This window comes from Streptomyces sp. NBC_01618, assembly GCF_045209435.1.
Taxonomy (GTDB): Bacteria; Actinomycetota; Actinomycetes; order Streptomycetales; family Streptomycetaceae; genus Streptomyces.
Window position 1 is genome coordinate 1,555,891 of sequence record NZ_CP109297.1, and the last position, 12,078, is coordinate 1,567,968.

Genomic DNA, 12,078 nt, shown 5'->3' on the forward strand with positions numbered 1-12,078 from the left:
GTTCGGTCATTCAACGCCATTTTTCAGTCATACGTTCCCAGGTTCCGTCGATCATTCCTTGATCGAATCGGGTCTGCGCCTGTTCCTCCCAGTTGTCCTGTGCGTACGGACGACCCCGGCCGAACCGGAATGCAATCCTCAGATCTCTTTTCGCATCCGGTCCAGCAGCCGTTTCCCACCGATGGTCAGTTCGGCGGCACCTTCCAGAGCGTCGAGGGCCTGCGGTACGCCCTCCAGACAGCGCGGGTCGAAAGCCCCCAACGCCATCCGCTCATAGGTGTCGGCCAGCAACCGGGAAAACGGAACTGGTTCTTCCTGCCAGGGCATCCGATGTTCCCAGGAGCCGTCCGCCGCGTAAAGATCCGTGACATCCCGAAGTGCCCACAATTCGGCCCGCCGGAAACCGCGCAGCAGCGCGAACGCCAGTTCCTCGGAACTGGCGTCCGGGGCGATTCCCAGCGCGCCGTATCCGTGCCTTCCGACGGCGGGCTCCGCCGGGGCCAGACCGGTCAGCGGGGTGAGGGTGGTGAGACGGCCGGCCATCTCCTCGGTGCGCCCGGGCGCCTTCGCCTCGATGAGCGTCCAGGCCTCGCCGATCCTGGCCGCCAGGTCGGCGGCGGCCCGGTCGTCGAGCGCGTCCGCGGCGGGCAGGGAGAAGCAGTCGCGGTACGGGTCGAGGTCGTCGAGCACGAAGCCGGCCGCCGAACCGGGTGTCGGGATCCGGCGCAGCGGCCGCCAGCCGGGACCGGCCGCCTCCGGCCGTACGACGCGGTGCTCGGCTGCGTCGCCGCCTTCCCGCCGGACGAGGAAACCGTCCTCGGTGGCGTGCAGGAGTGCCGTGCCGTCCTCCCCGGCGTCCGCGATCCGCAACTCGCCGAGACCGGGGAGGAAGATCCGGCCATCCGAGAAGGGCACCGGTACGGGCAGATCCAGGCCGGTCCGGACGACGGCGGCCGCGAGGTACGCCGACATCCGGCGCGTCACCCGTACGGCTCCGGGCCGCTCGTGGACCCGTTCCATCGCGTCGAGCAGCCAGGTGCGGGTGTACGGGTGCGCCAGCACCTCGTTCAGCCCGCGGGCCCCCTCCTCGGACGCCTCGATGGTGGCGGCCAGCTCCCAGGCGGCCGCCCACTGCTCGCCGCCGTACCGCCCGATGTCGACGTTGAGCAGGGCGAGCAGGGTGCGGGTGAGGTCCTGCTGGGCGGCGGCCAGTTCGACGGGCTCGGTCACCGCGGGCGCGACGAGGGCCGTCGCCGTACGCGCCTCGATGCCGCGCACCAGGGCGGCCAGATCGGCGCAGTACACGGACGGGTTGTCGAATGCGTCGGACGGCCCCGTGGAGCGGTACCGGTGGGTGTACAGGCCGCCTCCGCAGGAACGTACGACGGGGCATTGCCGGCAGGTCTCGCTGACACCGGCCAGTCCGAGCTGGCGGGCCCGCACCCCGGGGTGGGACGCAACCTCGTCGAAGGCATGGGTGAAGACATCGAATCCGGTGGCCGCCGCGCCTTCGTAGGCGCTCTTGAGCGAGTCGACCTGCTCCAGTTGGCCGTCGGTCTCGACGACGACGAGGTCGGTGGGGGCGAGCCCCAGGGACTCCGTGAGGCTGGGGCCGCCGCTCAGCGTGGACAGCACCGAGGAAAAGAGCCGCACCGGCACCGGGCGTCCCCGCTCCTGCCAGTGGTCGAAGACCGCGAGAAGCCAGTCGGCGTAGGCGGTGGGGGACCCGTCCGGGCGGGGCGGCGGATCGTCCCAGGTGGCGTGCGGCAGCAGGAAGTCGATGAGCGGCGGGTCGAGCTCGGCGAGCGCGTCGAGAACCGCGCGCGGGTCGTTCTCGATGTCGACGGTGCACAGGAGGCCGAGATAGAGATGGCGGTAACGCTCCTGCCGGAGCAGCTCGACGGCCTTGAGGACCAGGGGGTGGCTGCTGCGACCGTCGGCGTAGCGGCGGTGGCGGTCGTTGGCGGCCCGGTCACCGTCGAGGGAGATGCCGACCCTGACGCCGAACTCGTCGAAGAGGTCGAGATAACGCGGGCTGAGCTGGAGTCCGTTGGTGTGGATACGGAGGTCGAGCTCCGCGACGCCCTCGAAGGCGGAGGTGAGCTCTTCGCAGACGCGCCGCAGTCGGGCGGGGCCCGCCATTAGAGGCTCCCCTCCGTGCAGGATCACTGACACGGAGGGCAACGCATGCGTTGTGGCATGCTCGGCCAGGCGCTGAGCTGTCCGGAAGATGACGTCGTCAGAGATTGCTTTGGGGCGGGTACGCCAACTCTGATCTGCATGTTCGTAGACGTAGCAATGATCGCAGGCAAGATCGCACCTGCTGTGCACTTTGAGCACAATTTCGCGGAATGGGACCAGGGGTCCTGTCATTCCCTCAGTCTAGCCAGCATGCAACGCGAATCAGAGCGCAGAACTGAACGAAGACGCCATGGTGTGGCGATCGGTCGAGGCCGAAAACACCCGGCCAAGCTTCCTGGTGGCTTCTGCGGTGCGGGTGTCGATCTTGGAGAGCGGCACCGGGTTCTTCTTCGCAACAGCGAAGGGGCGAGGGGATTCAGAGATCTTCACGGCCGTCCTTGAGGGGAGTTTTCCGGATCATGGAGAAAAGCAGCCAGTTTCTGTATGACCACAGCGCCCGGCGGCACGACTTTACTCTCCTCAACCGGCTATTGCACCGCAGTGATCCACTGTTCACACCAGTGCCGTACAGGACTTGCTCTTCCCGCTCGAACGGCCCTCGTCCCGCCGCGCGAGTCGGGGAAACAGTCAGCCGGCCGCCGGAGCGGCCCTTTCGATCCATACGTCCTTCATGCAGTCCATGGTCCGCTCATGGGTGTCGCCCACGACATCCGTAACCCTGACACGCACGTAGAGCGACCGGACCCGATGGGCAAAGGACTCGGAGAACGCGCCCACCAACACCGTGTCATGGCCTCCTACGGCTCCTACCAGGGGGAATCCGGCGCCGAACCCGATCAGCCGGAAGTCCTCCCCGACCACGAATCCGGCCTCGGTCAGCTCGGCCACGGTGTCGGCGACGCTGCTCCACCGCGCGTCGGCGGAGTCGTCCGCACCCTGCATGACCACCCTGGTGTCCCATGATTCGATCAAGGCCATGTGCTGGCCGCCGTTCAGTATTCCGACGCGCCAGGCAGGCGCTTCCGTCGTCAGCAGCCCCTTCGTCCAGGCAGCCCGCCAGCCCAGGTACGGCCTGACCGTGCGGGCGTACTGCGCGCGGGCCAGCACGGCCCCCAGCGAGACCGCCAGCAGACTTCCCAGCACCTGCCCGTCGATCAGTTGCAGACGCCACGGCCACTCGGTCCGCGCTTCGGCCGACACGTTGGCCCGGGTCGCTTCCCAGACGAGCAGTGCGGTCAGCAGGCCGAGGAGCACGAGCGGCGTGGTGAACAGCAGAGGACTTCGGCGGATCCGTCGCTGAGCGCCGGCCAACGGATCCTCGTTCTCGTCGTATGCCTCGATCATCCCCGGTCCCCCCGTCAGTTGGCCGCAAAATGCGTTCCGGACAGCAACACGCCTCACCACAACATCAGTTGGACCAGACTGCCACAGTGTCCCGAATCGCACGAGGGGGCCTTCCCGGGGACCGAAAAGCGCCGTTGCCGCCCCAGGTCCATTGCCGTGCCCACCCCACACCTCTACGCTCTTGCCCCCCATCCAACTCACCGAACGAACATGCCCATAACCGCAGACGGGGGTGAACATGACGGCGATTCCCGGACCGCTCCAGAGCATGGTGTTCAGGAACGCTGATCTGCCGGAGCTCTTCCACCACACGGACGCGATCGCCATCGCGAGCCAGCGGGAGGCCGTGAACACCACCCGCGTCCAGCTGATCCTGCTGGTCATGGGCGCGATACCGGCTGCGGTGCCCTGGCGCGCGGAGGCGGTCGGCATGCTTCAACTCATCGACGTCATCGGCGTGTTGGCCTATGCGGGTGTCCTGATCACGACGTATCTCACCGCCCGCCGCAAAGCAAAGTCGCAATGGCAACTCAACCGGTCCGCCGCGGAGTTCATCAAGTCGATGTGCTGGCGCTATTCGGTGCACGGCTCGCCGTTCGACACCCGAGTCCAGCACCCGGAGGCGATGTTCGCGAACCGTCTGGAAGAGGGCCTCCAGGAGCTCCGCAAGGTGGGGTGGGCCGACCCCCGCGACCTGACGGCGGACTCGGGCAGGCTGATCACGGACGCCATGCGCGAGTTGCGGAACAAGGCGTTCACCGTGCGCAAGGAGACGTACGTACGGGACCGGCTGATCGAGCAGCGCAGTTGGTACCGCAGACGTCAGGAGGTGTCCCGGCGGGCCACCCTGGCCTGGTCGACCACCATTGCCGTACTGACCGCGCTCGCCCTGGTGTTCGCGCTGTTGAGGACGTTCTCCGTCACCCAGTCCTTCGCGCTGACGGGGCTGCTGTCGGCAGCCGCGGCGGCCTGTCTGGCGTGGAGCGAGATGCGCCGCCACCACCCGCTGATTTCGGCTCACTCGCTGGTGGAGCAGGATCTGGAGTCGATGCAGGTGGCGATGGAGACCACACTGACGGAACAGCAGTGGCCGCGAGCCGTCTTCGAGACCGAACGCATCGTCTCCCCGCAGCACACCGACTGGCTTGCCCGGCACCAGATGTGAGGGAGCGTCAGATCACATGAGGGCGGTTCGCCAGGTCGGGTACGAACGGCCGCGCGAACCGGTCGACGTCAGCGCTCCACGCCGCGGTTCGCCAGGTCGGGTACGAACGGCCGCGCGAACCGGTCGACGTCAGCGCTCCACGCCCTCGCGCCAGATCACGGTCACCGGGCGGCCCAGGCTGCGGGCGTACGTCACGATGTCGCCGGTGCCGCCGAAGCCCCGGGCCGGCCTGCCGTCCCATACGGCGAGCAGCCGGTCGCAGTGGTCGGCGATGTACGCGCCCGCCGCGTAGTACGCCTCGTCGGTGGAGTGCGGGTAGTCCAGCCGGATCTCCCGGACCGCCCGGTTCCTGAGGGCCTGGTAGCGGGCAAGTTCCGTCGCGTCGGCGAAACTGGATTCGTAATCGCTGCTGGGGATGACCACGGTCAGATCCGCGCCGCGGGCCAGGGCCAGATCGGCGAAGAGCTGGTCCGCTCCCACCGCCAGGCTGGAGAGGGCCTCCAGGGATCCTTCGAAGCCGCAGAGCGCCGCCTGTAACCCGGCCAGCACATGGGCATGGGCCTCTTCCGGAATGCTGCGATGGCCGGTCACTCCGATGCGTTTCACGGACCTGGAACCCCCTGAGGTGTCTGCGGGGGTCCCCGGAGGGCATCCCTCCGGGAGGCACAGCATCCGCCCCCGTTTGCTCCTGCTTGACCGACCTGCCCCACATTCTCTCAAAAGCCGCGGGGTGAACGGGAGTCCCCGCCCAGGATTCGGGCGGGGACTCCGTCTCGGTCGACTGCCTGTTCGGGGGTACTACGACAGGTGCCGGGGGGTCAGTAGACGCTGACCCCGTACGCGCTGAGCGCCTCGGTGACCGGCTGGAAGTACGTCGTACCGCCGGAGGAGCAGTTGCCGCTGCCGCCCGAGGTCAGGCCGATCGCCTTGGACCCGGAGTAGAGCGGGCCGCCGGAGTCGCCGGGCTCCGCGCAGACATTGGTCTTGATCATGCCGTAGACGATGTCGCCGTTGCCGTAGTTGACCGTGGCGTTGAGGCCCGTGACGGAGCCGCTGTGGATGCCGGTGGTGGAGCCTCGGCGGGTGACGGACATCCCGACCGTGGCGTTGGCCGCGCTGGTGATGTCGACGCTGCCCACGGTGCCCGGGTGGTCGATCGCGGTGTTGTCGTACCGCACCAGTCCGTAGTCGTTGACCGGGAAGCTGGAGCCGACCGTCGGGCCGATCTTGGTCGTGTTCGACGAGTTGGTGTACCAGGGCGGATTGCCGTCGGTGCAGTGACCGGCGGTCAGGAAGTAGTAGGTGCTGCCGCTGCGAACGTTGAAGCCGAGGGAACAGCGCCAGCCGGGGGCGTAGATCGCGTCGCCGCCGGAGAGCAGCTTGCTGAACTTCCCGGAGGTGCGTTCGATCCGCAGGGCGCCGGCGTTGGCTCCGACGGACTGCTTGATCCGCTTGATCTCGGCCTGCGAGACCGTGCGGTCCGCGGTGACCACGAGGGTGTTGGTCGCCGGGTCGATGTTCCAGGCGGTGCCCGCCACATCGGCGCCGAGCACGGCGTCGCTCGCGGCGGAGAGCTGGTTGGCGCTGAAGGTGGTGTTGGTGTCGGCCTGGGCGGTGGGGACGGCGAGTGCGGCGACGGCGACAAGGCCGGCGGCGATGGCGACGGCCCTGCTGCGTCTCGCGGTACCGCTGAGGGGGGTGGTGCGCTTGATCCTCACTTTTCATTCCTCCTGAGGGGAAATCGGGGGTCCGCCTGTGGGGTGGTCGGACCCGTGAGGCGCAGTCATGCGCACGGCCGCATGTCCGCATTGCGAATATGCCGTGCCCCTGACAAGCGCTGCTCGGGAGTATTCAAGACATCAACTTCTGGCGCAAGAGGGCCTTCTGGCCTGAACTTGTCGCCCCGATCGGGCATGAGGGCCGGGGCGCCCGAGCCGCCGCCCAAACAGCCGGCCGGCCGCTCCGGGTCCATGACGCGCCGGCTCCGGAGTGGCACGCCGCTGGCCCTCTGGAGGGGACGGAGGCGTGCGCCGACGGCAAGACCCGGCATCGACCACCGCTGGTTCGAAGAACCGTTGGTGAGGATCAGCCCGTCGAGGGCTGATCCTCACCAGGGGTCAGCGCGTCGCTGAGCGGTCAGCTCAGCCCAGCTCGACGCGTTCGCCGTCGTGCTCCACCACGGTGACCGTGTCACCGGAGGTCGAGGTCCACGTCGAGCGCGGCGTGAAGTGTCCTGCGGTCAGGTCGTCCTGGGTGACGACGTGGTACGGAAAGTCGCACGTGTACGAGGCGTTCGCCTGCAGGGTGCGATAGCGGCAGTTGCGGCTGTCGGTCTTCGGGTCGAAGTCCTTGAGGTTCCCGCTGGGCACGACCGTGGTGGCGGCGTCCGAGAGGTTGGTGACGGTGTAGCTGAAGACCAGCTTGTCGTCGGCCTGGTAGCCGTCCGTCTGCGGGTTCGTGAGCGTGCCGCCAGTCACGAGGATGCGGCCCGGCGTGAGTTCCTCCTCCGTCTTCGGCACCTTGACCATGAAGGTGCCGTGTGACGTACGGCCCTTCACGTCGGTGAGCGTGGCGGTCAGCCGGTAGCTGCTCCCGGTCGCGCTCGCGGGGACGGTGACGGTGGCCGTCACCGCCTCCGAGGCGCCGGGCAGGATCCGGTGAGGCGCCGCCACCTCGTACGACCAGCCGTCCGGCACCGCGAGGGCGAGGTCCTTCACATGGAGCGCGGCACCGCTCTGGTTCGCCACCGTGATCTCGAAGGACTGCGTGCTGCCGCGCTCGACCGAGACGTCCGTCACGGTGAGCGGAGCGGCGACGCCCTGCAGCCAGGCGAGGCTGAACTGGGCGAACCGGATGCCGCCGTTGCCGGCGTCGGGCTCGTACAGCAGGCCGATGTTGCCGTTCGGCAGGGTCGCCAGCGTCGAGTACGCCATCCCGCCAGGCTGGAAGACGCGGCTGACCGGCCAGGTCTCGCCATCGTCGAAGCTCATCCGGATGGTGCCGTTGGCGCGCTGGCTGGTGGAGCCGGCGTTGGAGAACAGCAGCACCTTGGCCCGGTCGGAGCCTTCCGGTGCGTTGGGGTAGGCGCGGACGATGGCGGCGTTGTTCGTCGGGTCCGGCAGTTCGCGGTCGATCGTCACCTCGCCATAGGTGACACCGCCGTCCTCGGAGATCGTGACCTTGCGATAGCCGGAGCGGTGCGAGTCACGGGAGTTGAGCATGACACGGCCGTCGGAGAGCTCCACGGTCTTGTTCTCGTCCATGCCCACGCCGACCGGCTTGCCGGCCTTCCAGCTCTTGCCGTGGTCGTCGGAGTAGACGGACACGGCCTGGAAGGCGCCGGCGCCGTTGATGATCGTGAACTGCTGGATCAGGCGTCCCGCGTGCTCACCGTACTTCAGCTGGATGCCCTGGCCCGAGGCCGCGAACCGGGACCGCCAGCCGAGGTCGTCGGTGATGTCCGCGGTGATGACCTTGTGCTCCCAGGTGCGGCCTTCGTCGCGGGAAACGCTGACCTCGGCGTGCAGCGCATTGCGGTCGTCGGGGTCGACGCCCGGCTGTGAGCCGCCGAAGCCCTTGTCGAAAGACTTCACATGGAAATTAAAAACGTCGCCGGTATGGCGGTCCATCATGTAACTCGGGTCGGAGTAGCCCGTGATGGGCACCTCGACCTTGCCCTCGTGGACAAAAGTCTGCTCGCCCCAGGTCTTGCCGCCGTCGGTGGAGCGGCGCTGCAGAACGGAGTTGGGGCCAGGCGCGTCCATCGAGGAGGGCCGGCCGTCGTACGAGGCGAGGATGTCGCCGCCGTTGGTGACGGCCAGCGCCGGGATGCGGTAGTTGGGGAAGCCGCCCTCGCCGTTGGTCGCGAGCTGCTGTTCCGCGTAGAAGGGCTCGCCCGCCTGCGAAGGTGTGGCGTCGAAGTCCGACTTCGGCTCGGCGGCCGCGGCCACGGCCACGGGCGCAACTCCGGTCAGCGCCACGGCGGCGGAGAGCCCGGCCAGGCCGGTTCGCCAGAGAAATCTTCGGTGGAATCGGGACATAGCTGTCCTTTCGCTCGGGGCGGCAGGGAGTCCGCCCTTCCGATTCCGCGAAGCATAAGACGTCTGATGTCTAGAAGCGAAGCCTCCGCACAGTTGCGGACTCCGTTGACGGTTACAGACGCCACTACCGTCCGGGGGACATGAGACGCCACACCTTCGACACTCAGGGTGCCAGGTGACTGCGAGTGGACGACGCGAAGCTGTACCGAGCACGATGGCCGCCGTCGTCCTGGGTGGAACTGTCCTGTCGCCTGGCCGGTCGCCGCCCAGCCCCGGGCAATCACCCATGGTGGCCACACCACGGAAACCCCCGGCAGCACATGGGCTGCCGGGGGCGCTGTCCTGGGGAGATATGGCGAAGCGTCAGTTGTCGACGCGGTTCCGCTCCCCCGCCTCGACAGCGAACGGCAAGGTGTTGCCGGGCGGCGGGAAGGGGCAGATGAAGTGGTCCGCGAAGGCGCAGGGCGGCAGTAGCGCGCGGTTGAGGTCGACCGTCACACTGCCGTCCTCGGCCGGGGCCGCGGGCCGCAGGAACCGGAAGCGGTAGCTGCTGTTCCCGCTGGTGGCATCTGCGAAGACCGCCCAGAGCGAGCCGTCGGGCTCGACCGCGACCTGCAGCGTGTGCTCCGTACCCCCGGCCTCGAACGCGATCTCACCGCCGAGTCCGAGGCCGCGCTCGACCCCGTCGGCGTTCTCGACCCGGATCGTACGGGCGGTGTCGTACGGGCGGAAGGTGCCCGGCAGCGCCCAGCGGGCGTCGTACGGGGTGGCCTCGACGGCCCGGAAGGCGCGCCGCGCGGCGGAGTCCGGGTCGAAGTCCCGTACCGCCCAGAGCCCTTCGCGGCTCAGCACGACCAGCCGCCGCTCGCCGTGCGCGACACGGGAGGCGTCGATCGGGCCGCGGTCGGCGGTGAGGCGGACCTGGCCGGTGAAGGGCTCGCCGTCGACGGTCAGGCCGTCCGCGGCGGCGGCGCTGAGCACCAGCTCCTCGCCGCCCTCCCGCCACTCCCCGGGCACTGACGGAATGCGACCGTCCGGATAGTCGGAGAGCCAGTGGGTGCCGGTGAGGGAGAGCGGTCCGTACGGTGCGGCGACCGTGGCGGTGCGCGCCTCGTGCCAGTGTTTCCAGTCCTGCGCCGCCTGCTCGGAACCGTGTGGCTGCTGTGCGTCCGTACTCATGCGCCCAAGCCTTCCATAACCGGCTCGGCGAGGCCGAGATGCGACCGCAGCGTGGGCCCGGTGTATGCGGAGCGGAAGACACCGCGCTCCTGGAGGAGCGGAACGACCCGGTCGACGAAGTCGTCCAAAGCCCCGCCGCCAGGCCCGTGCCGCCGGTAGCCGCGCCTCAGCAGCTGCAGTCACACCCGCAGTCGCAGCAGTCGCACGAATCGCAGCAGTCCCCGCAGTCGCCGCAGCAGTCACAGGCGTCGCAGCAGTCGCCGCAGCCGCACTGGCTGCACAGCCCCTCGCGGCGCTGATGGCTCCATGGGTCGTTGAAGGTGCCGCAGCACATCTGGCAGGTGCACGCCAGCTCCGCCCACACCAGGCAGCCGGCGATCAGCCCGCGCCGGTCGCGCGGCGGCCCGGGCGGGGGCTGCGGCGGGCCGACGGGGCTGCCGGGGCCCGGTGCGAACGGATTGCCCGGGGGCGGCCCGAAGGACCCGCGCTGTCGCGTGTCTGACGGAGGGACAGCTCCGTCCAGGACCAGGCCGTCCGCCCGGTGCGAGCACGCCGTGGTGCCGAACGCCCGGTCCACCGACTGCCGCAGTTCGTGCACCAGCAGCACATGGGCCAGCTTGTCGTCGGTGAATTCCGCGTCGCGCAGCGCCAGCCGTACGCCGCGCAGCGCGTCGCCGCACAGCCGCCGGGCCTCGGCCCGCGAGGTGCCGGTCGCGGTGAGAGGGTTCCAGGCACCCGACGCGGCGTCAGCTTCCTGGTCCTCCACGGCGTCCAGCAGATGGGCGAGGCGCCCGAAGAGCCGGCCCGCCTCGGCCAGCGGCTCCGCGTTCTGCGGCCGGCCCGCGAGCATCGCGGTGTGGGCGAAGGCGGCCGCGGTGGCGGTCTCGGTGGGCTCGGTGACCGTGAGCAGCGGGGTGCCGGGGCCGGTGAGCAGTTCGATGCCGGTCTGCCGGTCGACGGCGTCGACGAGCAGCGCCGTATCGAAGCCGAGCTGTGCGCCGGTGCGGGCGCCCGCGCGGTCCCACCCAGCGGCGACCCGGCGCGCGGCGGCGGCGACCGGGCGGCGCTTCAACAGGCCGTCCCCGTCGGCGACGTGGTCCCGTACTTTCGCCGATGCCAGTACCAGGGAGACGGCGGCGGCCAGCCTGGCGCCCTCGCCGCGGGCGACCGGCGCGGTGCGCATGGCGCGGATGGGGTCTCCCCTGCTCCTTAAGACCTTGGGGAAGGACAGGGCCCCGCGGTGCGTCGCCACCCGGTGGTGCGTGCGGACTGAGCCTCCGTCAGGACCGAGACGATCAGGCCGTCATAATTCGTGACGATCCGGGCGAACTGCCCGTGGTCCGAGCGAAGTGCGAGGCAGAGTCCGCAGAGATGGGCCATCCACTCGGTTCCGAGTCCCTCGGACAACCGATGCGTACAGGGCCTGACGATTCCGAACACGACGGTCCCCCGAGAGTCGTTCAGCTGTGCGCCGAGCTCGTGCGCGCCCGCACGACGAGCATCGCATCGAGCGTCCCGTTCACCCGTACGTCCCCGACATCACCCGTACGGACCGGCGCATCATATTTTCTTTCTTCCAGGCCCCTGACGCAGGAGGAACCTTGACGAATCGCCACATCTTCTGCACCAGTACCGTCACGAATCCCCTGCGCGCCGACTATCCACTTGGCGCACGATCCGCATCATGGACGACCATAGGGGCACGAAAGAGATGCGGAACACCACGGAACCGCGGTGAGAGGAGGCGTCCATGGGATCGGTGCGCAAGGCGAGTGCCTGGCTGGGCCTCGTAGAGGACAACGACGAGCGGTACTACGACGACGAGTACGCCGAGGGCGCGCAGACCGGGACCGGTCAGGCCTGGGTGACCGACCCCCGGGTGCAGGTGGCCTCCGAGACGGCACAGGAGACGGGCCGCCGGATCGCCACCGTCACCCCGGACAGCTTCCGGGACGCGCGGGCCATCGGCGAGCTCTTCCGGGACGGCGTCCCGGTGATCGTCAACCTCACGACCATGGACCCCACCGACGCCAAACGCGTCGTGGACTTCGCCGCGGGGCTGACCTTCGGCCTGCGCGGCTCGATCGAGCGCGTGGCCACCCGGGTCTTCCTGCTGACCCCGGCCGACACCCAGGTGGTCAGCGGCGAAGCCGCCGGCCGGCGGGCCGACGGCTTCTTCAACCAGAGCTGAGCAGGGCGCTCGCCGGA

Annotated in this window: 9 protein-coding genes and 1 pseudogene; 2 read left to right on the plus strand and 8 right to left on the minus strand. The window is 69.1% G+C overall.

Annotation, left to right across the window (positions count from 1 at the left end; all coding sequences use genetic code 11):
- Positions 1–138: 138 nt before the first annotated feature.
- From fxsBH to OH735_RS07375, 3 genes are all read right to left on the minus strand, one after another.
- Positions 139–2,373: a radical SAM/SPASM protein FxsBH, inactivated beta-hydroxylase extension form gene (gene fxsBH, locus OH735_RS07365; RefSeq protein WP_406380483.1), complete on the minus strand. Its 2,235-nt coding sequence runs from the start codon at positions 2,371–2,373 to the stop codon at positions 139–141.
- A 30-nt stretch (positions 2,374–2,403) separates the two neighbouring features.
- Positions 2,404–2,571: an FXSXX-COOH protein gene (locus tag OH735_RS07370; RefSeq protein WP_406380485.1), complete on the minus strand. Its 168-nt coding sequence runs from the start codon at positions 2,569–2,571 to the stop codon at positions 2,404–2,406.
- Positions 2,572–2,769: 198 nt separating this feature from the next.
- Positions 2,770–3,486: a hypothetical protein gene (locus tag OH735_RS07375; RefSeq protein WP_406380487.1), complete on the minus strand. Its 717-nt coding sequence runs from the start codon at positions 3,484–3,486 to the stop codon at positions 2,770–2,772.
- Positions 3,487–3,724: 238 nt separating this feature from the next.
- On the opposite strand from OH735_RS07375, the gene OH735_RS07380 reads away from it, so the two are divergent.
- Entirely contained in the window at positions 3,725–4,651 is a 927-nt protein-coding gene (locus OH735_RS07380) for a DUF4231 domain-containing protein (RefSeq protein WP_406380489.1), read from the plus strand.
- Between the two features lie 129 nt (positions 4,652–4,780).
- Here the strand turns inward: OH735_RS07380 and OH735_RS07385 are convergent, their stop codons facing one another.
- The 5 genes and pseudogenes from OH735_RS07385 to OH735_RS07405 form a co-directional block, all read right to left on the minus strand.
- On the minus strand, positions 4,781–5,257 hold the full coding sequence (locus OH735_RS07385; protein WP_406380490.1) for a hypothetical protein: 477 nt from the start codon (positions 5,255–5,257) through the stop codon (positions 4,781–4,783).
- A gap of 212 nt (positions 5,258–5,469) precedes the next feature.
- Complete coding sequence (locus tag OH735_RS07390) at positions 5,470–6,369, minus strand: S1 family peptidase (RefSeq protein WP_406380491.1); 900 nt, start codon at positions 6,367–6,369, stop codon at positions 5,470–5,472.
- A 423-nt stretch (positions 6,370–6,792) separates the two neighbouring features.
- The gene (locus tag OH735_RS07395) at positions 6,793–8,691 is read right to left on the minus strand and encodes an exo-alpha-sialidase (protein ID WP_406380493.1); all 1,899 of its coding nucleotides are present in this window, start codon (positions 8,689–8,691) and stop codon (positions 6,793–6,795) included.
- Positions 8,692–9,054: 363 nt separating this feature from the next.
- On the minus strand, positions 9,055–9,870 hold the full coding sequence (locus OH735_RS07400) for a DUF1684 domain-containing protein (protein ID WP_406380495.1): 816 nt from the start codon (positions 9,868–9,870) through the stop codon (positions 9,055–9,057).
- A 166-nt stretch (positions 9,871–10,036) separates the two neighbouring features.
- Positions 10,037–11,250, minus strand: a pseudogene (locus OH735_RS07405) (hypothetical protein).
- 370 nt (positions 11,251–11,620) lie between these two features.
- Between OH735_RS07405 and OH735_RS07410 the strand changes: the two are divergent.
- Complete coding sequence (locus OH735_RS07410; RefSeq protein ID WP_406380497.1) at positions 11,621–12,061, plus strand: cell division protein SepF; 441 nt, start codon at positions 11,621–11,623, stop codon at positions 12,059–12,061.
- The last annotated feature ends 17 nt before the right edge of the window (positions 12,062–12,078 follow it).